The following is a 20,050-nucleotide window of genomic DNA, read 5'->3' on the forward strand; positions in this document are numbered from 1 at the left end:
CCTCAGAGCGCTTCCGCGCCCGAAATGATTTCGATAAGCTCTTTGGTGATCGCAGCCTGACGCGAGCGGTTGTAGATCGTGGTGTATTTGGTGATCATATCGCCTGCGTTGCGCGTTGCGTTGTCCATCGCGCTCATCCGCGCGCCCTGTTCAGAGGCGCCATTTTCCAGCAAAGCCGTGAAGATTTGCGTGGCAATACTGCGCGGCAGCAAATCGGCCAGAATGGCTTCTTCGCTGGGCTCGTAGTCATAAAGCGCCGTTGCGGCACCCGCCTCAAACTTCGCTGGGATCACCTGCAACGCGGTCGGGATCTGGGCGATCACCGACTGGAAGCGGTTGTAGAAGATGGTGACCACATCGCATTCGCCAGCTTCAAAGCGGGCCAGCACGTCACGCGCGACGTTCTGCGCATTGACGTAGCCGACGCGCTTGACCTCACCCATGTCGACATGGCCCACCATGTTCGCCGCAAAATCCCGGCGCAGCTGTTCGCGGCCTTTTTTGCCAACGGTGAGGATCTTCACCGTTTTGCCAGCCGCGATCAGCTCGTTCGCCTTCGCACGGGCCAGCCGCACGATGGTCGAGTTAAAGCCGCCGCAGAGCCCGCGCTCTGAGGTCATCACGACCAGCAGTTGCACTTGGTCGCTGCCCGTCCCGGCCAGAAGCCGGGGCGCGCTGGCCGATTGTCCAACCGAAGACGCAAGGCCGCCCATCACCGCATTCATCCGCTCGGCATAGGGCCGGGCAGCTTCAGCGGCTTCTTGGGCGCGGCGCAATTTTGCCGCCGAGACCATCTGCATGGCTTTGGTGATTTTGCGGGTGTTTTTCACACTCGCAATCTTGTTTTTTAAGTCCTTAAGGCTGGGCATTGTCTATCCCCCTGCCCTTAGGCGAAGTCTTTGGCGAATGCCGCGATCTCAGCTTTGATGGCTTTCTCCAGATCGCCCGCAACTTTGCGGTCGTTCACGGTGATATCATCCAGCAAAGCTTTGCCAGCGCCGCGCAGGTGCTTCAGAAGGCCCGCTTCAAAACGGCCGATGTCTTTCACAGCCACTTTGTCCAAAGCGCCGGAGGTGCCCGCGTAGATCACGCAGACAATCTCGGCGTTGGTCATCGGCGCGTATTGCGCTTGCTTCATCAGCTCGGTCAGGCGCGCGCCACGGTTCAGCAATTGCTGGGTCGAGGCGTCAAGGTCAGAGCCGAACTGCGCGAAGGCAGCCATCTCGCGGTACTGCGCGAGTTCCAGTTTGACCTTGCCAGCCACCGATTTCATTGCGTTGGTTTGCGCAGACGAGCCCACACGCGACACCGACAGGCCGGTGTTCACAGCCGGGCGGATGCCTTGGTAGAACAATTCGGTTTCGAGGAAGATCTGGCCATCGGTGATCGAGATCACGTTGGTCGGAATGAACGCCGACACGTCGCCGCCTTGGGTTTCGATGATCGGCAGCGCGGTCAACGAGCCCGAACCAAAATCTTCGTTCAGTTTCGAGGAGCGTTCCAGCAAACGGCTGTGCAGGTAGAACACGTCGCCCGGATAAGCTTCACGGCCCGGCGGGCGGCGCAGCAGCAGCGACATCTGACGGTAAGCCACGGCTTGTTTGGAGAGGTCATCATAGATGATCAAAGCGTGACGGCCATTGTCGCGGAAGAATTCTGCCATCGAGGTCGCAGCATAGGGGGCAAGGAACTGCATCGGGGCCGGGTCAGACGCGGTTGCGGCCACCACGATGGTGTATTTGATCGCGCCGGTTTCTTCCAGCTTCTTCACCAACTGTGCCACGGTCGAACGCTTTTGACCGATAGCCACATAGATGCAGTAGAGCTTTTTGTATTCGTCGTCGCCAGCAGCCTCGTTATAGGACTTCTGGTTCAGAATGGTGTCCAAAGCCACGGCGGTTTTGCCGGTCTGACGGTCACCGATGATCAATTCGCGCTGGCCACGGCCAACCGGGATCATCGCGTCGACAGCTTTCAGGCCGGTTGCCATCGGCTCGTGCACCGATTTGCGCGGGATGATGCCGGGGGCCTTCACGTCAGCCTGACGACGCTCGGTCGAGGCAATCGGGCCTTTGCCGTCGATCGGGTTGCCAAGGCCATCGACAACGCGGCCCAGCAGGCCATTGCCAACCGGCACGTCCACGATGGACTTGGTGCGCTTGACGGTGTCGCCTTCTTTGATGTCTTGGTCGGAACCGAAAATAACGATACCGACGTTGTCGACTTCAAGGTTCAACGCCATGCCGCGGATGCCGCCGGGGAATTCCACCATCTCACCGGCTTGGACATTGTCCAGCCCATGCACACGGGCAATGCCGTCGCCAACGCTGAGAACGCGGCCAACTTCGGCCACCTCTGCATCTTTGCCAAAGTTCTTGATCTGGTCCTTAAGGATCGCAGAGATCTCAGCAGCCTGAATTCCCATCACCCAACCTCTTTCATTACATTCTGGAGCGCCGCGAGCTTTGCCTTGACCGAGGTGTCGATCATCGACGAGCCGAGCTTGACGATAAGACCGCCGATGAGGCTTTCATCAACGGTGGTTTTAAGTTTGACTTCTTTGCCGACCTTGGCCTTCAGGCTGGCCGCAAGCGCCTTGGCCTGAGCTGCCGAAAGCGCTGTCGCCGAGGTGACTTCCGCCGTCACTTCGCCTTTTTCAGCGGCGATGCGGGCGGTCAAATCGCTGACCAGCTGCGGCAGCACGAACAAGCGGCGGTTGGATGCCATCAAGGCGATGGTATTGGTCATCACCGTGGAAAGACCCATCTTGGCAGCAATCGCCGCCATAGCACTGGCTTGATCTTCGCGCGCCACAACGGGCGAGGCGATCATGCTGGCAAGCTCGGGGCTGGCAGCCAAGGCCGCTCCCAAAGCATCGGTATCGGCCTCAAGCGTTTTAAGACCGTTTTCTTCTTTCGCAATCTCAAACAAGGCCTGCGCGTAGCGCGAAGCGATGCTCAAGGAGATTGAAGCTGGTTCGGACACGTCAACCCTTCCGCTGTTAGGCCCCTCACAATGACCGCATCCGGGTTACAACCCATTTGCGGCGCATACTTGGGGCATGCGTCTTCTCGATTTCGGGCGTCTCTAGCAGACGATTGGCCATCCCGCAACGGGGAAGGACACTCAATATCCGCGTGCGCGCGTGCGATATATCGGCATGGCGGTTTTGTCGCAGGGGTGGCGGGTTTGGGCGGCGGTCGATCACGCGGGCTTCACCTTTTCGGCATTGCTTTGTTTATCAAGGCGAAACAATGGGTTTGCGCGGGATGCCCCTCCAAGCCGCTGCAAACGCGTCATATATTTGTAACAGACTTGGTTGCCCAAAGCGGCGCTGGCGTGATCGCTTCAAAGCGCTATGAGCCTTGGCAATACATCAGTGATTCTCAGATGTCAGAGATAGTGCCTGCAACGCACAGGTTAGCGTCCTGAACCCGTCCGCTACGCAGCGTCGGCAGCGCCGCCCCCACGCCGTCCAGCACCCGCAGCGGCTTGCGCACCGCAGCACCCAAACCGCCGCGCGTCGGGGCGTAGACCTGTTTGCTGGCTTCCACCATCAGCACCCCGCCCGCCAGCCATGGTAGCCTACGGCCAAAGCCCTCCCAAAAGTTCGAGGTGCCAAGCCAGAACCGGCTTTCGGAAGGGGGGGCAAACAGCGAGGTCATGCTGCGCTCTGGGGTGAAGCCATGCGCCTTCAGTTGCGCCTCAAGCTGGCCGCCGGAATAAGGGCGGCCAAAGCCAAACGGCGTGCCATCGCGGCGCGCCCAGAGGCCTGCGCGGTTTGGCACCACGAACAGCGCGCGCCCTCCGGGGCCAAGCACGCGGTGAGCTTCTTCCAACACGGCGGTGGGGTTATCCGAGGTCTCCAACCCGTGCATCAGCACCAGCCGATCCACATGCCCGGTCGGCAGCGGCCACAGGGTTTCCTCACATAAAACCGAGACATTCGCCATTCCGGCAGGCCATGGCATCACCCCCTGTGGCCCCGGCATCAGCCCAATCACCCGCCGCGACTCTGCCAAATAGGGCCGTAGCAACGGCACGGCAAAACCGAACCCCGCCACGGTCTGCCCCGCAAGCGGTGGCCACAGACTGACCACCTGATCGCGGATCGCCCGCTGCGCCACCCGGCCCAACTGAGTGCGGTAGTAGAAATTGCGCAGATCGAGCACATCAAGATGCATGGGGTCGGGGCTTCCTCGGCGGTAAAATCGTGGCAATCATAGCCGGATGCGTCCGTATGGCTATGGCCGAAACCCATCCCCTGCCGATTAAGCAGACCGCTTGCGGCAAGGCCACGGAATTTCTCAAATTCCGTCTGGTAGGCCGCCTGATTATTCAGCACTCTGGCGCAAATCTGGAAAGGCTGCCCGCATGACCCTGGAACTTGTCACCATCCCCTGCCTGAAAGACAATTACGCCTATCTGCTGCATGATCCGGCCAGCGATGAGACGACGCTGATCGACGCCCCCGAGGCAGCCCCGATCCTTGCCGCGTTGAAATCCCGTGGCTGGCATCTCGATCAAATCCTGCTAACGCATCACCACTGGGATCATATCGACGGCGTCGGCCCGATTGTTGAAGCCACCTCCGCCACCATCCTGGGCGCTGCCGCTGACGCCCACCGCCTGCCGCCCTTGACCCGCGAACTGGTTGAGGCTGATCAGGTGAAGGTCGGGGATGAAATCGGCTATGTCATTGATGTGCCGGGCCATACCGTCGGCCATATCGCCTTCTATTTCCCCGTCGCGGGCCTGTGCTTCACCGCCGACAGCCTGATGGCCGCAGGATGTGGGCGCTTGTTTGAGGGCACCCCGCAGCAGATGTTTGAAAGCCTTGCCAAGCTGCAACAACTTCCCCCCACCACGCTGATCTGCTCGGGGCACGAATATACAGCCGCCAACCTTGCTTTCGCGATCACCGTCGATCCCGAGAATGCAGCGCTGCAAGCCCGCATCCGCGCCGTGACGCGCGAGCGCTCCGGAAACCGCCCCACCGTGCCGGTCACGCTATCAGAAGAATTGGCGACCAACCCTTTTCTGCGCGCGCAAGACCCCCATATAAGGGCTCATCTGGGTATGGCTGATGCAACCGATGCCCAAGTCTTCACCGCAATCCGCGCGCAAAAGGACAAATTCTGAGTCCTTTCAGCACCGCGCCCATCACAAATTGCATCACTGCCGACAATTTACGAAATCTTGCTGAAATAGGGCTTGAAGATCGCAGAATAAAACCGATCCTTTACCTTATGAGGCCATGGTTGGATTAGGGCCACCCGCCCGTCCGACCCGCAGGACAGGAGCACGACCAAGTGCCATCATTTTCGACGACCCTCGAACAAGCCATCCACGGCGCTTTGGCGCTTGCCAATGCCCGCCGCCATGAACTTGCCACCTTGGAGCATCTTTTGCTCTCGCTGATCGACGAGCCTGACGCTGCCCGCGTCATGAAGGCTTGCTCGGTCAACCTCGATGATCTGCGCAAGACCCTGAACGACTTCATCGACGACGATCTGTCGACTTTGGTCACAGATGTCGAAGGCTCTGAAGCCGTGCCGACTGCCGCCTTCCAGCGCGTCATACAGCGCGCGGCGATCCATGTGCAAAGCTCGGGTCGCACCGAAGTCACCGGGGCCAATGTTCTGGTCGCAATCTTCGCCGAGCGCGAATCCAACGCCGCCTATTTCCTGCAAGAACAGGATATGACCCGCTATGACGCGGTGAATTTCATCGCCCACGGCGTCGCCAAAGACCCGTCTTACGGCGAAGCGCGCCCGGTCACGGGTGCCGAAGAACACCACCATGAGACGCCGAAAGCAGAAGCCGGCGAGGCCAAGGAATCCGCGCTGTCGAAATACTGCGTGGATCTGAACGTCAAGGCGATGAAGGGCGATGTCGATCCCTTGATCGGGCGGGAAGATGAGGTGGAACGCGCGATCCAAGTGCTCTGCCGCCGTCGCAAGAACAACCCGCTGCTGGTCGGTGATCCGGGCGTGGGTAAAACCGCGATTGCCGAAGGGTTGGCGAAGAAAATCGTGGATAAACAAACACCTGAGATTTTGGCGCATGCCACGATCTACAGCCTTGATATGGGCGCATTGCTGGCAGGCACCCGTTATCGTGGTGACTTTGAAGAACGCCTGAAAGCGGTCGTCAAGGAAATGGAAGATCACCCCGACGCGATTCTGTTCATCGACGAAATCCATACCGTGATCGGCGCGGGGGCCACCTCTGGCGGCGCGATGGATGCCTCCAATCTGCTGAAACCGGCTTTAGCTGGCGGCAAGCTGCGCTGCATGGGCTCCACCACTTACAAGGAATTCCGTCAGCATTTTGAGAAAGACCGTGCTTTGGCCAGGCGCTTCCAGAAGATCGACGTGAATGAACCATCTGTGCCGGATGCGATCAAGATCCTGATGGGTCTGAAGCCGCATTTCGAAGAACACCACGACCTGCGCTACACCAACGATGCGATCAAATCGGCGGTGGAACTGGCGGCGCGCTATATCCACGACCGCAAACTGCCAGATTCGGCGATTGACGTGATCGACGAAGCCGGGGCGGCGCAGCATCTGCTGGCGGATTCGAAAAAGCGCAAAAGTTTGGGCGTAAAAGAGATTGAGGCTGTGGTGGCCAAAATCGCCCGCATCCCGGCCAAGACCGTGTCGAAAGACGATGCCGAAACCCTGCGCGATCTGGAAAAGACCCTGAAACGGGTGGTGTTCGGGCAGGATAAAGCGGTGGAAGCTTTGTGCTCGGCAATCAAACTCGCCCGCGCGGGCCTGCGCGAGCCGGAAAAACCCATCGGCAACTACCTGTTCGCAGGGCCGACGGGCGTGGGCAAAACCGAGGTCGCCAAACAGTTGGCCTCATCCTTGGGCGTCAAGCTGCTGCGTTTTGATATGTCAGAATACATGGAGAAACATGCCGTTAGCCGTTTGATCGGCGCACCTCCGGGTTATGTCGGCTTTGATCAAGGCGGTATGTTGACCGATGGCGTCGATCAAGACCCGCATTGCGTGCTGTTGCTGGATGAGATGGAAAAGGCGCACCCGGATGTCTACAACATCCTGCTGCAGGTGATGGACCACGGCAAGCTGACCGACCACAATGGCCGGACAGTGGATTTCCGCAACGTGATCCTGATCATGACCTCGAACGCAGGCGCTATGGAGCAGTCGAAAGAGGCGATCGGCTTTGGCCGCGCCGCGCGGACTGGCGAAGACACCGCCGCGATCGAGCGGATGTTCACGCCGGAATTCCGCAACCGTCTCGATGCGGTGATCAGCTTCGCCCGCCTGGGCAAAGAGGTGATCATGGAAGTGGTGACCAAATTTGTGCTCCAACTTGAAGCGCAACTGATGGATCGCAACGTCCATATTGACCTGACCCCCGAAGCCGCCGCTTGGCTGGGTGACAAGGGCTATGATGACAAAATGGGCGCGCGGCCTCTGGGCCGGGTGATTCAGGAATACATCAAGAAACCTTTGGCCGAGGAGTTGTTGTTCGGCAAGCTGACCAAAGGCGGTCTGGTGCATGTCCATGTCAAAGACGGCGAACTGGCTTTGACTTTTGAGGAACCGCAAAAGGCCCGCCTGACCGGGCAAAAACCGCCCCTGCTTACGGCGGAATGATCAAGACTTTAACCTTTTCAATGGCCCTCGCCTTCCCGGCGGGGGCCATTGAATTGGCGTTCCCCGCTGATTGTCGCTTGGGCGATACCTGCTATATCCAACAATATGTAGATCACGACCCCGGCCCCGGCGCGCAGGATTTCACCTGTGGGCCACTGTCGTATCAGGGCCATGATGGCACCGATATCGCTTTGCCCTCCCGCGCTGCGATGTTTGCGGGCGTGAATGTGCTCGCCGCAGCGCCGGGAACGGTGAAGGGTCTGCGCGATGGCGTGGCCGATTTCGTAGCCCCGGTGGCGGATCGTGAGTGCGGTAATGGGGTGCTGGTCGATCATGGCGGTGGCTGGGAAACCCAGTATTGCCATATGAAACAAGGTTCTGTGCGGGTGAAGGTGGGCGACGCAGTTGTGCCCGGTTCGGTGCTGGGCCAGATCGGCCAATCCGGCATGGCGGAATTTCCACATCTGCACCTGTCGGTGCGCCATAACGGCGTGGAACTTGACCCCTTCGCGCCGGACAGCCTGACCAGTTGCGGCCCCCCCGGCCCCGAAATTTGGGATCATCCGCTGGCTTACCAGCCCGGCGGGGTGCTCAGCCTTGGCATCAGCGCCGCCATTCCCGACTATCAGGCGATCAAGGCCGGGCTTGCCAGCCCTGCCCTTCCCAGCGATGCGCCTGCTTTGGTGGTCTGGGCCTATCTGTTCGGTCTGCAAGCGGGGGATGCAGCTTTGTTCCGGCTGACGGGGCCTGAGGGCGAGCTTCTGACTGAGCGTTCTGTGATCGAGAAACCGCAAGCGCAGGCGTTTCGGGCTGTCGGGCGGAAGCTGAAAGCGGCGGAATGGCCAGCAGGCCGCTATCAGGGTGAGGCGATTTTGCAGCGCAGCTGGGTGGAATTGGGGCGTGAGCAGATCGAGATTACTGTGGGTCAGTAGTTAAGAAATGATGAGCGCCCACCCCTTAACCCCTTGATTTTATAGAAACCGCAGCCCTGTCCACGCGCGGACACTATCTTTCGGTCAGCTTCAACTCAATCCGCCGATTTTGCGCCCTCGCCTGCGGACTGTCCCCGGTAGCCACGGGCTGATACTCGCCAAACCCGGACGCAGCCAATCTCTGCGGCGGGAAGCCCAGATTGTCCTGCATGAACCGCACCACAGACAAAGCCCGGGCTTGGCTCAGTTGCCAGTTATCCTTGAACGCCCCCGTCCCCGACAACGGCACGTCATCGGTGTGACCATCCACCCGGATGATCCAGTCGATCCCCGGCGGAATTTTCCCCGCCACCTCATCCAAAATCTTCACCACATCGGCGATCTGAGCCTGCCCCTCGGGCGCCAAATCGGCCGAGCCGGGGTTGAACAGAACCTCGGACGAGAACACGAACCTGTCGCCAACAACCCGCACGCCTTCACGCCCCGCCAAAAGCTGCGAAAGCTGGCCGAAGAATTCGGAGCGGAATTTCGCAAGATCGGCATTCTCGGCTTCTAGTCGCAGCCGCTCGGCCGCTTCCATTTCGGCACGCTTCTTCTGCTCGGAGGCGACCTGCGCCAAAGCCGCGTTCAACTGGCTGCCTAAGGCTTCGATCTGCACCTTATTGGTGGAATCCACGGCAGCGGAGGCATCAAGCAGCCCCTGCAACTCGCCCAGTTGGACACGAAGGGCGGCGATTTGCTGGTTGAGCACCTCGGTCTTGCGGGCGGACTCAACGGATTTGGTTTGCTCGGCGGTCAGGGCTTGCTGAGCCACGGCAAGCAGGGTGGCGTTTTTGTCGCCTGCGGTGGCCGATTGCGCGGCCTTGGTGTTGGCGGCGGCCAGAAGCGTGAGGGTGTCTTCAGCCTTTTTGCGTTGATCTTCCAGCGCCAAGGTCATCGCCGTCAGTTCGGCATCCGAATTTTTCAGCTTGTCGCGCAGGGCAGCGAGGGCTGCGGCATCGACCAGACGCGTGGCTTCGGCCTCGGTGATTTTGGTTTGGGCGGCTTTGAGGTCGGCGGCGCTGGCGTCACCCTTTGCTTTCAGATCGGCCACCAAAGTTTCCAAGGCTTCACGCGGGGCGGCGGCGAGGCGGGCGGCCTCCGCGCTGGCGTCGAGCTCGGTGCGGGCTTTGGCGAGGGCGAGGTCGAGGGCCTGTTTTTCGGTCAGAAGTTTCGCGCCTTTGGCTTGTAGATCGGCAACTTCGGCGGTCAAGGCGGTCGCCTGCCCGCGTGCGGCGTCGCGTTCGGAGAGAAGCGAGGCGACTTGGGCTTCAAAACTGGTGATGCGGGTTTGGGCGGCGGCGATTTCACCTTCTTTGGTCGCAATTTGCCCGGTGAGGGTGGCGATCAGCGCGGACTGTTGCTCGCCTTTGGTCTGGGCTGCGGTCAGATCGGAGCTGAGCGTGCCGACTTCACCCTGCAAATCACTGACCTTTTGCCTTTCCAGCCCCAAGGCATCGGCAAGGCCCGCGATTTGCGCGGTGAGGCTGTCAAGCTCGGTCGATTGGGTGGTTATGGTGTCGCGCAACACCGATTGCATCACGGTGAAGATGGTGAGGACGAACATCAGCACCATCAACAGCGTGGTGACGGCGTCGACAAAGCCGGGCCAGATCATCGCGGAATCGCGTTTGCGGCGCAGCGCCATCTTAGCCCCGCGCGGGGATGCCGCGCGCCAGTTGGCGGACGGAGGCGGTCAGCGCCGAGATGTCGCCGCGCAGATCGGCGAGGCTTTCTTGCCGACCAGCGGAGATTTCCTCAAGGATACGCAGCAGTTGCACGTCGATTGAGCGCAGGCGCATCCGGCTTTCGGCGTCGGAATGGGCGCCACCTTCGGCTCCGGTGAGGGCGGCGATCAGGCGTTCTTGGCCTTCGGCGATGCGGTTGAGCGCTGCGGTTTGACCACTTTCGGCACCGATTTGCTCGGTCAGTTGGGCGACTGCCCCGGTCAAGTCGCCAAGCCCCTGCCTGAGATCGCCAAGCCCCTGCTCTAACCCCGCGAGGCCTTGCTCGACGCCGGAGCGGTTGGCCTCGACCTGCGCGAACAGGCTTTGCATCACTTCGATTTGCTCGGCCAGATGATCCAGCACGGCAGAGGTAACGCCCGCCTCGCCGCCCTCGGCATCGCCACTGGAGAAGCCGACGCGGGTGATCGAGGACAGCCATTCTTCCAATTCGCGCGCGAAACGGTTCTGGCCGTGGTTGGCGAACAGTTCCAGCAGGCCAACGACCAGCGATCCGGCGAGGCCCAAAAGCGACGAGGAAAACGCGGTGCCCATGCCGCCGAGTTGGCTTTCCAAGCCCTTCATCAGCTTGCTGAACACCTCCATCCCGGATTCGCCCTGCTGTGGTGCGAGCGAGCGGATGGTTTCGACGATGGCGGGGACGGTGGTGGCAAGGCCGTAGAAGGTGCCGAGAAGTCCGAGGAAAACCAATAGGTTGATCAGGTAGCGCGTGATGTCACGGGCTTCCTCAATCCGGGTTTCCACCGATTCCAAAATCGAGCGCGAGGCGGAGGAGGAGATTTGCATCCGCGCGCCACGGGTGCGCAACAGCTGCGCCAAGGGCGCGAGAAGGCGCGGTGCGGCGGCGTCTTCATAGCCGGTGTCATGGCGCACGAAACGCTCAATCCACGACACCGATTGCACGAGGGTGAAGACCTGCCAGAAGCAGGTCACGACGCCCAAAGCGAAGACCAGGATGATGAAGCCATTCAGCAGCGGGTTGGTGTCGATGATGCCAAGCACGGTGCGATGGATCAGCCACGCGCCTGCGCATACCAGTGCCACGGCCAGAAGCATGGTGACAATCTGGCGAATGGGTTGGCTGAAGAAGGTCGACTGCTCGGCCTTAGATATTTCCATTTAGACGGTTCCGCCCCGATGTTCTGCTCGGGTAAAGCATAGCAGGCGGCGGGCATCTGCCAAGTAAAACCCTTACAGATTGCGAACTTGTGTGGAAAGCCATGTCAAATCGGGGTCGGCGATGCCGAGCTCGGCGAGGTGATCGGCGGTGGCGAAAAGGTAATCACGGTTGGGACCGCGCCCGCCTGTGGCATGGGCGATGATTTGCGCCTGTTCGGTGAGGGGGAGATTGCCGCAGTATTGGTCATGGTCGGGGTCGATCACATAGGCTAAGGCAATGATAATGCGACCATCTGACAGAGTGAGCGACAGAGTGATTTCTAAATATGCCGAGGAAATCAGCTCGCGGTCGCGCAAAGCTTGCAGGGTTTCCGCCTCGGCCCCCGGGGTGACGCGGAAGGCGACGCCATCGCAAATCGCACCCTGCGCGTGATCAAGCGCAAGCACAAGGCCGGGGCTTTCGACGCTGCCGCGATGGTGGATCGAGCGCATACAAAAGCTGCGGTGCCAATCGGTGGCGCGGGCGATTTGGCGCTCGGCGACGGGGAAATCCGGGTTCCAGATCAGCGAGCCATAGCCGAAGACCCAAAGCGGTTCTGGTATTTCTTGGCTGTCTGGCATTGGCTATCCCTCTGTTCGGCTTAGGTGTAAGCATTGGGCAAAGCAAAGAAAAGGGGCGAGGATGCGCGCGCTTTTGTGGATTGTGCTGGCGGCTACGGCGGCGTGGACCGGCTATTGGTGGGTGGGGGCATCGCAGATTGAAAGCGAGGTCAAGGCGTGGATTGCGCAGCAACCGCCGGGGGTGGTGAGCGCTTCCAGCGTGGAGGTGCATGGCATCCCGAACCGCTTTGATCTGACGGTTTCCGATCTGGTGCTGGCTGATCCGGCGCAGGGCGTGCAGGTTTCCAGCCCGTTTGTGCAGGTTTATGCGATGACGTGGAAGCCGTGGCATGTGATTGCGGCTTTGCCTTCGGGTCAGGTGATTACGCTGCCGGATCAGGTGGTTACGGTTGGCTCTGAGAAACTGCGGGCGAGTGTGCAGGTGCATCCCTCGACCGCGCTTGCGCTGAATGAGTTGGTGGGTGAGGCTTCTGGTGTGAAGCTGACCTCGGATGCGGGCTGGACGCTGGGGATCAATACCGCCTCGGTTTCGATGGCCGAGGATGTGACCCGCGCCAACACCTATCGGCTGGGGCTGCGGGTGGCCGAAATTGCGCCGGATGCTGCGGTGTTGCAGGCTTTGGCGGCGACGGATTTGCCCGATCTGGTGGATGAGGTGTTTCTGGATGGTCATGCTGTGCTGACCGCGCCGCTGGACCGCAATGCGGTGACATCCAAGCCTGAACTGATGGCGCTGGAGATTGCGGATGCACGGGTGAGTTGGGGAGCGTTGAAGTTTTCCGCCAAGGGGGTGCTGACGGCGGGGCCGGATGGGCTGGCGGAAGGCGAGATCGCGTTGCGGGTGGAAGGCTGGAAGCGGCTGCCGCCGATCTTGGTGGCTTTGGGGCTGGTGAAGCCGGATGTGGCGCCGACGGTGGAGCGGATGCTGGGGATTGTGGCACAGCAGGGCGGCGATTTGGAGGTTTTGCAGATCAAGCTGATCTGTAAGGATGGCGGCATGGTGCTGGGGCCGCTGCCGTTGGGGCCTGCGCCCCGGATGCGGAATATGGGCGGGGCTTAGGTTATCGGCAGTAGGCCGAACCGCGCCGCTCTGCGGTGTCAAAGTGCAGATGGTCTTCGTGATAGCCGTCGGAGCCAGGGCCGAGGGTGGTGCCGAAGATGCCGCAGGCGGCTTTCTGGGCACGACGGATCTGTTTGTTGTAGTCGCGCGCTACGGTCCATTCTTTGCCGTCTGAGAAGATAAACCCAGCGATATCAATGGCTTTTCCGCGCCCGTGTTCTGAGATTTTTGCGCCCCGGACGTTGTTGCGGCTGCGGCACATGTAGCTGCCGAAGATGTGCAACTGCACCACCTCACGGTTGCCGAAGGCGGGGGCCATGCCTTCGCGCATCCAGCGTTTCAGCGCGAGCGCGGTGTCGCAGTCGATTGTGGCGGGCTGGCTGAATGGGATGCCGTCGATGGCGGTGACGCGGACAGGCTCGGCGATGCCGCAGCCTTTTGTGCGTGAGGTGACGGCGGGGATTTCTTGGCCCCGGATCGCAGGGTCGCCGCAGACGGAGCCTTTGCGGGATTCCTTTTTGGATTTGCGGCTGGGGGTGGCTTCCGGCTCGGGCTGGGCCATCGCCACTTGTTCGACTTCAGCTTGCAATCCCTTGGGGCGAGGCCGGGGTCGCAGCGTCGGGGCAACCGCTGCGATTTCTGGGGCGGCTTGTTGTCGTGCTGGCTCCACGGTGGTTTGCGGCGCGGCGGCGAGTGTGGTTGGGCGATGCCGGGGGCGGAGGATGGGCGCGACCACAGGCGTTTCGGGTTGCGCAACGGTGGGGCGTGGGGCGGGATGGGGGGAGGATTTCGGGGCCTCGGCCATCGCCATCCCAGCGAGTACCGCCAAGATCAGTGTGAGGGGGCCAATGGCCCGCATGTTAGGCCTCGCCTGCGGGCTTTGCCGCAGCTGGGGCGCGACCGAAATCGGGGGCGGAGGTGTCTTGCCCGGCCTCAATAATGCCGCGACGGATGGCACGGGTGCGGGTGAAATAATCGTGCAGATGATCGCCGTCCCCCATGCGGATGGCGCGTTGCAGCACGAACAATTCCTCGGCAAAGCGACCCAGAATATCCAGCACCGCGTCTTTGTTGGTCAGGAACACATCGCGCCACATCGTAGGGTCAGAAGCCGCGATGCGGGTAAAATCGCGAAAACCCGAGGCGGAATATTCGATCACTTCAGAGTTGGACACTTGTGCGAGGTGATCCGCGACGCCCACCATCGTGTAGGCGATCAGGTGTGGGGTGTGGCTGACCACGGCTAAGACCTGATCATGGTGCGGCGGGTCCATCAAATTGACCTTGGCCCCCATGCCGATCAGCAGAGATTGCAGGCGTGCGAGGGCCGCAGGGTCAACTTCGGGTGCCGGGGTCAACAGCCACCAGCGGTTTTGAAACAGCGTCGCAAAGCCCGAGCGCGGGCCGGAATATTCGGTGCCTGCCATCGGGTGGCCGGGAATAAACTGAATGCCTTCAGGGATATAGGGGGCGACGGCGGCGATCACGGCTTGTTTGACCGAGCCTACATCGGTGACGGTGCAACCCGGCATAAGATGCGGGCCGATTTCTTCAGCAATCGCCGCCATAGCACCCACGGGAACGGCAAGCACGACCAGATCAGCGCCCTGCACGGCTTCGGCAGCAGTGGCGTAAACATGATCGCACAGGCCCAGTTCCAAGGCGGTCGCGCGGGTTTCAGCCGATTTGGCGTGACCAACGATCTGCCCCGCAAGGCCGTTGGCGCGCATCGCATGGGCCATCGACGAGGCGATCAGGCCCAGTCCGATCAGGGCCACCCGGCTGTAGATTTGCGTCATTTCACACCCTTGAACTGCGCAATCGCGTGGACGACGCGGCGGCACGAGGCCTCATCCCCCACGGTGATGCGCAGGCAGTGCGGCAGTTTGTAGCTGACGACGCGGCGCACGATCAGGCCCTGCTTTTGCAGGAACAAATCGCAGGCCTCGGCTTCTTCCGGGCTAGCAAAGCGGGCGAGGATGAAATTGGCAAGCGAGGTGTCGGAGGGGATGCCAAGCTCGGCCAAAGCCTGCGCAAGCCACGTCCGCATCCGGGCGTTGTCGGTGCGGCAGCGGTTGACGAAATCCTGATCACGCACGGCGGCTTCGGCGGTATCCAGCTGGGTGTTCGACAGGTTAAACGGGCCACGAATGCGGTTCAGCACGTCGATGATTTGTTTGGGGCCATAGCCCCAGCCGATGCGCAGACCGCCCAGACCGTAGATTTTCGAGAAGGTGCGGGTCATCACGACGTTGGTGCGGGATTCGATCAGGGCGAGGCCGGCATCAAAACCTTCAACAAACTCGGCATAGGCACCGTCGAGCACCAGAATGGCCTGCGCAGGCAGGCCCGCAGCAAGGCGTTCGATCTCGGCGGCAGAAATCATCGTGCCGGTGGGGTTGTTCGGGTTGGCGATAAAAACCAGCTTTGTCCGACGGTTGCAGGCTCGAAGGATGGCATCGACATCGGTGGTGCGGTCGCGCTCGGCCACTTCAACCGGGGTGGCCCCTGCGGCGAGGGCCGAGATGCGATACATCAGGAAGCCGTGTTCGGTGAACACCACTTCGTCTTTCGGGCCGGCATAGGCTTGGCACAGGAAGGTGATGATTTCATCGGAACCGACACCGCAGATCACGCGGCTGGCGTCGAGGCCATGCACGTCGGCGATGGCTTGGCGCAAGGACGCGTGGTCTGTGTTGGGGTAGCGGTGCAGGTTGTGGACCGAGCGGGCGAAGGCGTCTTTGGCTTTGTCAGACGGGCCGAACGGGTTTTCGTTCGACGACAGTTTCAGCACATTGGTCACGCCTGCGATGGCGGCTTTGCCACCTTCGTACAGAGCGATGTCCATGATGCCGGGCTGTGGGCGGATTGCGTCGTTCATCGGATTCCCCAAGTGTTGCGCGGGTTTTAGCGAGGGGGCGGGTGCAATGCCAGCAACATTTGGCCTATCGGGCTGCGCAAGGGGCTAGCCCTTGCGCAAATGTCTCAAACCGCGAGGAAGTTGGTGAACTGCCACGGATCGTCTTCGTCCCGATCCTCGGCAAAACGGTTGATGCGGTTTTGCAGCGGGGTCCAGTCGGTGTAGTGGCACTCGATGCGGCCCAAGTAGGGGCGTTGGACGTCGAGGCAGCGGGCGTGGTCCATCTCATCGGCTTCGACGAAGCCCATGCGGGGGTTTTCGGCGGTCCAGACCATTGCGGCGAGGACGGCGGAGGTCACCTGCATGCCGGTAGCGTTCTGGTAAGGGGCCAAAGCGCGGGCTTCTTCGATGGTCAGGCGCGAGCCATACCACATAGCCCCTTTGGCGTGGCCGTAGAGAAACACGCCCAGATCGTCGCCGCCGCCGATGATTTCATCAGCGGTCAGGATGTGTTTTTGTTCAGGGAGTTTTCCTGCGCCATTGGTTTCGTGCAACGATAGGATCGCGTCCGGGCATGGGTGGTAGGCGTAGTGGCAGGTCGGGCGGTAAAGGGCGCGGGGGCCGTCCCAGACCGTGTAATAGTCGGGGATCGACAGCGATTCATTGTGGGTGACGACGAGGCCAAATTGCGGGCCTACATCGGGGCACCAAGAGCGCACGCGGGTATCGGCGCCAGGGCGGTCGATCCAGATCGCATAGCCGGGGCCGGATTTGAATTTGTGGCCGTTGGGGGGTAGTTTTTTCTCATGCGTGCCCCAGCCGAGTTCGGCGGGTTGGTAGCCTTCCGAGAGCAGGCCATCGACCGACCAGGAGTTGACGAAGGTGCCTTGGGGCTTGGGGCGGGCAGAGACCTGAGTGTCGCGCTCGGCAATGTGAACGCCGTTGACGCCAAGGGTCATCGCGAGCCGGGCCCAGTCTTGTTGGGTCTTGGGGTCGGTTTTGACGCCAGTATCTTTGGCGAGGCGCAGCAGCGCTTCCTTCAGCAACCAACTGACCATGCCTGGATTGGCGCCGCAGCAGGAGACTGCTGTCGGGCCGCCGGGATAGGTTTTGCCCAACGCGCGGACCTTTTCGCGCAGGGGATAATTGGTACGGTCGGCGTTCGGCAGCGGCGAGTTGAAATAGAAACCGGGCCAAGGCTCCACGACGGTGTCGATATATTGCACGCCAAGCTCTTGGCAGAGCTTCATCAGTTCGATGGAATCTACGTCGACGGAAAGGTTAACGATGAAGCCTTTGCCATTCGGGAACAGGCTGCGCAGGGTTTCGGCGAAGTTGTCCTGCGTCAACGCCAGTTGCAGGTGTTTGATGCCATGTTCGGCCAGCATCGGCGCGAATTCAGCCGAGGGCTCGATCACGGTGAACTGGTCGCGGTCGAAATCGATGTGGCGCTGGATCAACGGCAGAGTGCCACGGCCAATCGAGCCGAAGCCGATCATCACCAAGGGGCCGTCGATGCGGGCGTGTACGGTGTAGGTCATAAGGTCCTCAATGCTTGTCGGTTTTCGCCGACAGCCAATCCATCAGAGCGAGCAGAACGCCCGAGGTCACGAAGGTCAGGTGGATGATCACCATCCAGCGCAAAGTGTCGGGGGTGACGGCATAAGCCGAGTCTGGCTTACCTAAGCCCATGAATACCTTTAGCAAGTGAATACCTGAAATCGCCACGATCGAGGCGATCAGTTTCATTTTCAGGCCCGAGAAATCGACCTTGCCCATCCAATCGGGTCGGTCATCGCTGGTGATGTCCAGCTTAGAGACGAAATTCTCATAGCCGGAAAACAGCACGATCAGCAGCAGGTTGGCGGCAAGGCTAAGGTCGATCAGGGTCAACACCGAAAGGATACTTTGATCGGCTGTCATCGTCAGGACTTGTGGCGCGTAATAAGCCAATTCCTTTACGAAAATCACTACTAGCATCGCAAGGCTGACCACCAGCCCAAGATACATCGGCGCCATCAACCAGCGGCTGGCGAACAGACCCTGTTCAAACTTCGATTCAAGCGTGGGTTTGTCTGACATCACGGGCTCCGATGAAAGAGAAAAGGCCCGCCATAAAGGCGGGCCGATCATAACGGTTTCGCCTCTGCCGAGTGGGGCAGAGCTTAGTTTTTGGCGTAATATTCGACGACCAGGTTCGGTTCCATGACGACCGGATACGGGATGTCGCCCAGACCGGGGGTGCGGATGAACTTCACGGTCAGTTTATTGGTGTCGATTTCCAGATAATCCGGGGTATCACGCTCGGTCAAAGCCAAAGCTTCGGCGATAATCGCGAGTTGACGCGACTTTTCGCGAACGGCGATGATGTCGCCCTCTTTGACACGGTACGACGCGATGTTGACGCGGCTGCCGTTGACGGTGACGTGGCCGTGGTTCACGAACTGACGCGCTGCGAACACGGTCGGCACCAGCTTGGCGCGGTAGACGACGGCATCGAGGCGACGCTCCAGCAGACCCACCAGCATCTCGCCGGTATCGCCTTTGACGCGTTCTGCTTCGGTGTAGATTTTGCGGAACTGCTTTTCGGTCAGATCGCCGTAATAGCCCTTCAGTTTTTGCTTAGCGCGCAACTGAGTACCGAAATCCGACAGCTTGTTCTTGCGGCGCTGACCGTGCTGGCCGGGGCCATATTCGCGCTTGTTCACCGGGGATTTCGGACGGCCCCAGATGTTTTCGCCCATGCGGCGGTCAATTTTGTACTTGGCAGAGGTGCGTTTTGTCATCTCTGATCTCCTTCTTAAGTTACGAAGGGCGTTGTCCTTTAACCCGAAGGTTCGACAGGGTTCTTCTTGCGAAGTCCACCAACACCAATGAAAAGCCCCGGACTTTCATCCGGGACGTAGGGCGGCTTATACAGTCGGCCTAAGCAGAGTCAACCGCTGCAGACCACTTTATGCCGCCAGTTCGTGCCGCAGGATGGCGGCCTCGGACCCCGAGATATTACGGCGGGCGTAATCGCCGTAGGCGTGCGGATTTTCTGCGATCTCGGGCAGGATGTGCAGCAGGCCTTCGCGCTGTACCGGATCGACAGTATCGAGCGCGGTGTTGGAGGGGTGGAAGCTTTCGGTTTCCAGCCCATTGGCCCAGACGATATTGTGCTGCTCCAACAGGATATGCACATAAGTCACCTCGCGTAGCACATGATCAACGGCGATGGTGGCGTCGTTGACCAGATCTTCGGCGGCGACCAGCACTTCCGATGTGTTGAACAAGGCCTGTGCTGCGGCACCTTTGACCAGCATCCGGTGCTGCGGCGAGACCAACAAATCCTCATCCGGGCGGTAGAGGCCCATCGAATTTGCCCGAAATCGAATGGGCCGCAGATGTGGCATGGCGTAAAGCCGCGCGCCGGACATCCGCCTGTGACCGGTCCAGAGAACCTCTTGCGGGCCATTGTCGCGGGTCAGGATCATATCACCGCTGCGCAGGTGACGGATTTGCTGCACACCGTCGGGCGTGGCCACGCGTGTATCAGGCGTAAAGCAAATCACCCCGCCTGCGACGCGCGCCCCTGCCCCGGAATGGGTGCGGTCAATCGCGGTGCGCACCACCCACAAATCCTGATCGCAGGGCGGCAGATCGCCGACCAGCATCAACAGATGCGCCCCGGTGTCCGGCACCGGAATGATGGTTACCGTGAAGGACTGATGCCCATCGGTGACGATAAAGCCCTGATCGGGAAGATCAGGATAGGGATCTGTTTCGTATTCCGGCTTAACCTCGCCACCCACCGCTACACCCACCAGTCGGCGCACCATGCGCGCCGCCCGTTTGCGTAAATCCGCCGCCCCTTCAGCCTGTTCCAAAAGTAGCAACCCCTGAGGACCGTCCACACGCACGGCCGCACCCGTCCAGCGCCATGCGGCACCGACGCTCAGTAAGTCCAAGGATGCGGCCTTGAGGCCGTCTACTTCTGTTTGTGACCAAGAGATGACGAACGTGCCCAAAGAGCCCGTTTTCATGCCTGTTTGCCTGCT

The 20,050-nt window shown here is 60.6% G+C and carries 18 protein-coding genes; 4 read left to right on the forward strand and 14 right to left on the reverse strand.

The window, feature by feature from the left end:
* Positions 1 to 2: 2 nt before the first annotated feature.
* The 4 genes from ACS5RD_RS20415 to ACS5RD_RS20430 form a co-directional block, all read right to left on the reverse strand.
* On the reverse strand, positions 3 to 869 hold the full coding sequence (locus tag ACS5RD_RS20415; RefSeq protein ID WP_489928901.1) for a F0F1 ATP synthase subunit gamma: 867 nt from the start codon (positions 867 to 869) through the stop codon (positions 3 to 5).
* Between the two features lie 17 nt (positions 870 to 886).
* Entirely contained in the window at positions 887 to 2,425 is a 1,539-nt protein-coding gene (gene atpA / locus ACS5RD_RS20420) for a F0F1 ATP synthase subunit alpha (protein WP_304927983.1), read from the reverse strand.
* Positions 2,425 to 2,985, reverse strand: a complete 561-nt coding sequence (locus ACS5RD_RS20425) for a F0F1 ATP synthase subunit delta (RefSeq protein WP_054006978.1) — start codon at positions 2,983 to 2,985, stop codon at positions 2,425 to 2,427. Before ACS5RD_RS20425 ends, atpA begins: the two co-directional genes overlap by 1 nt.
* Before the next feature lie 401 nt (positions 2,986 to 3,386).
* The gene (locus ACS5RD_RS20430; protein ID WP_489928902.1) at positions 3,387 to 4,184 is read right to left on the reverse strand and encodes a class I SAM-dependent methyltransferase; all 798 of its coding nucleotides are present in this window, start codon (positions 4,182 to 4,184) and stop codon (positions 3,387 to 3,389) included.
* Between the two features lie 190 nt (positions 4,185 to 4,374).
* Here ACS5RD_RS20430 and gloB point away from each other — a divergent pair, with 190 nt between their 5' ends.
* The 3 genes from gloB (at position 4,375) to ACS5RD_RS20445 (ending at position 8,566) form a co-directional block, all read left to right on the forward strand.
* Positions 4,375 to 5,142 (forward strand): hydroxyacylglutathione hydrolase, encoded by a 768-nt coding sequence (gene gloB / locus ACS5RD_RS20435; RefSeq protein WP_054006976.1) that lies wholly within the window; start codon positions 4,375 to 4,377, stop codon positions 5,140 to 5,142.
* A 170-nt stretch (positions 5,143 to 5,312) separates the two neighbouring features.
* Positions 5,313 to 7,634: an ATP-dependent Clp protease ATP-binding subunit ClpA gene (gene clpA / locus ACS5RD_RS20440; RefSeq protein WP_489928903.1), complete on the forward strand. Its 2,322-nt coding sequence runs from the start codon at positions 5,313 to 5,315 to the stop codon at positions 7,632 to 7,634.
* On the forward strand, positions 7,631 to 8,566 hold the full coding sequence (locus ACS5RD_RS20445) for a M23 family metallopeptidase (protein WP_489928904.1): 936 nt from the start codon (positions 7,631 to 7,633) through the stop codon (positions 8,564 to 8,566). The genes clpA and ACS5RD_RS20445 overlap by 4 nt, the downstream gene beginning before the upstream one ends.
* Before the next feature lie 73 nt (positions 8,567 to 8,639).
* On the opposite strand, the gene ACS5RD_RS20450 is transcribed toward ACS5RD_RS20445, so the two are convergent.
* The 3 genes from ACS5RD_RS20450 to ACS5RD_RS20460 form a co-directional block, all read right to left on the reverse strand.
* The gene (locus tag ACS5RD_RS20450; RefSeq protein ID WP_489928905.1) at positions 8,640 to 10,253 is read right to left on the reverse strand and encodes a peptidoglycan -binding protein; all 1,614 of its coding nucleotides are present in this window, start codon (positions 10,251 to 10,253) and stop codon (positions 8,640 to 8,642) included.
* Between the two features lies 1 nt (position 10,254).
* Complete coding sequence (locus ACS5RD_RS20455) at positions 10,255 to 11,469, reverse strand: biopolymer transporter ExbB (RefSeq protein WP_489928906.1); 1,215 nt, start codon at positions 11,467 to 11,469, stop codon at positions 10,255 to 10,257.
* Between the two features lie 72 nt (positions 11,470 to 11,541).
* Positions 11,542 to 12,072, reverse strand: coding sequence for a gamma-glutamylcyclotransferase (locus tag ACS5RD_RS20460; protein WP_489931412.1), 531 nt, complete (start codon positions 12,070 to 12,072; stop codon positions 11,542 to 11,544).
* Between the two features lie 79 nt (positions 12,073 to 12,151).
* Between ACS5RD_RS20460 and ACS5RD_RS20465 the strand changes: the two genes are divergently transcribed.
* A complete protein-coding gene (locus ACS5RD_RS20465) occupies positions 12,152 to 13,150 on the forward strand; it encodes a DUF2125 domain-containing protein (RefSeq protein WP_489928907.1) in 999 nt (332 codons plus the stop codon).
* Position 13,151: 1 nt separating this feature from the next.
* Here the strand turns inward: ACS5RD_RS20465 and ACS5RD_RS20470 are convergent, their stop codons facing one another.
* The 7 genes from ACS5RD_RS20470 to ACS5RD_RS20500 form a co-directional block, all read right to left on the reverse strand.
* Positions 13,152 to 14,009 (reverse strand): extensin-like domain-containing protein, encoded by an 858-nt coding sequence (locus ACS5RD_RS20470; RefSeq protein WP_489928908.1) that lies wholly within the window; start codon positions 14,007 to 14,009, stop codon positions 13,152 to 13,154.
* 1 nt (position 14,010) lies between these two features.
* On the reverse strand, positions 14,011 to 14,949 hold the full coding sequence (locus tag ACS5RD_RS20475) for a prephenate/arogenate dehydrogenase family protein (protein ID WP_489928909.1): 939 nt from the start codon (positions 14,947 to 14,949) through the stop codon (positions 14,011 to 14,013).
* On the reverse strand, positions 14,946 to 16,031 hold the full coding sequence (hisC, locus tag ACS5RD_RS20480) for a histidinol-phosphate transaminase (RefSeq protein ID WP_489928910.1): 1,086 nt from the start codon (positions 16,029 to 16,031) through the stop codon (positions 14,946 to 14,948). Before hisC ends, ACS5RD_RS20475 begins: the two co-directional genes overlap by 4 nt.
* 104 nt (positions 16,032 to 16,135) lie before the next feature.
* Entirely contained in the window at positions 16,136 to 17,551 is a 1,416-nt protein-coding gene (locus ACS5RD_RS20485; RefSeq protein WP_489928911.1) for a homospermidine synthase, read from the reverse strand.
* 7 nt (positions 17,552 to 17,558) lie between these two features.
* A complete protein-coding gene (locus ACS5RD_RS20490) occupies positions 17,559 to 18,092 on the reverse strand; it encodes a TIGR00645 family protein (protein WP_054007179.1) in 534 nt (177 codons plus the stop codon).
* 83 nt (positions 18,093 to 18,175) lie between these two features.
* The gene (rpsD, locus tag ACS5RD_RS20495) at positions 18,176 to 18,796 is read right to left on the reverse strand and encodes a 30S ribosomal protein S4 (RefSeq protein ID WP_054006965.1); all 621 of its coding nucleotides are present in this window, start codon (positions 18,794 to 18,796) and stop codon (positions 18,176 to 18,178) included.
* A 168-nt stretch (positions 18,797 to 18,964) separates the two neighbouring features.
* Positions 18,965 to 20,035 carry a Hint domain-containing protein gene (locus ACS5RD_RS20500; protein ID WP_489928912.1) on the reverse strand — a complete coding sequence of 357 codons (1,071 nt, stop codon included), beginning with the start codon at positions 20,033 to 20,035 and terminating at the stop codon, positions 18,965 to 18,967.
* Between the last annotated feature and the right edge of the window lie 15 nt (positions 20,036 to 20,050).

The organism is Cypionkella sp. PAMC25878 (assembly GCF_058135695.1).

Excerpts from the sequence above, each read along its gene's own strand:
- ACS5RD_RS20415 (WP_489928901.1), bottom strand. The coding sequence starts at position 869 with ATGCCCAGCCTTAAGGACTTAAAAAACAAGATTGCGAGTGTGAAAAAC.
- atpA (WP_304927983.1), bottom strand. The coding sequence starts at position 2,425 with ATGGGAATTCAGGCTGCTGAGATCTCTGCGATCCTTAAGGACCAGATC.
- ACS5RD_RS20430 (WP_489928902.1), bottom strand. The coding sequence starts at position 4,184 with ATGCATCTTGATGTGCTCGATCTGCGCAATTTCTACTACCGCACTCAG.
- gloB (WP_054006976.1), top strand. The coding sequence starts at position 4,375 with ATGACCCTGGAACTTGTCACCATCCCCTGCCTGAAAGACAATTACGCC.
- ACS5RD_RS20445 (WP_489928904.1), top strand. The coding sequence starts at position 7,631 with ATGATCAAGACTTTAACCTTTTCAATGGCCCTCGCCTTCCCGGCGGGG.
- ACS5RD_RS20450 (WP_489928905.1), bottom strand. The coding sequence starts at position 10,253 with ATGGCGCTGCGCCGCAAACGCGATTCCGCGATGATCTGGCCCGGCTTT.
- ACS5RD_RS20455 (WP_489928906.1), bottom strand. The coding sequence starts at position 11,469 with ATGGAAATATCTAAGGCCGAGCAGTCGACCTTCTTCAGCCAACCCATT.
- ACS5RD_RS20465 (WP_489928907.1), top strand. The coding sequence starts at position 12,152 with ATGCGCGCGCTTTTGTGGATTGTGCTGGCGGCTACGGCGGCGTGGACC.
- ACS5RD_RS20470 (WP_489928908.1), bottom strand. The coding sequence starts at position 14,009 with ATGCGGGCCATTGGCCCCCTCACACTGATCTTGGCGGTACTCGCTGGG.
- ACS5RD_RS20475 (WP_489928909.1), bottom strand. The coding sequence starts at position 14,949 with ATGACGCAAATCTACAGCCGGGTGGCCCTGATCGGACTGGGCCTGATC.
- hisC (WP_489928910.1), bottom strand. The coding sequence starts at position 16,031 with ATGAACGACGCAATCCGCCCACAGCCCGGCATCATGGACATCGCTCTG.
- ACS5RD_RS20485 (WP_489928911.1), bottom strand. The coding sequence starts at position 17,551 with ATGACCTACACCGTACACGCCCGCATCGACGGCCCCTTGGTGATGATC.
- ACS5RD_RS20490 (WP_054007179.1), bottom strand. The coding sequence starts at position 18,092 with ATGTCAGACAAACCCACGCTTGAATCGAAGTTTGAACAGGGTCTGTTC.
- rpsD (WP_054006965.1), bottom strand. The coding sequence starts at position 18,796 with ATGACAAAACGCACCTCTGCCAAGTACAAAATTGACCGCCGCATGGGC.
- ACS5RD_RS20500 (WP_489928912.1), bottom strand. The coding sequence starts at position 20,035 with ATGAAAACGGGCTCTTTGGGCACGTTCGTCATCTCTTGGTCACAAACA.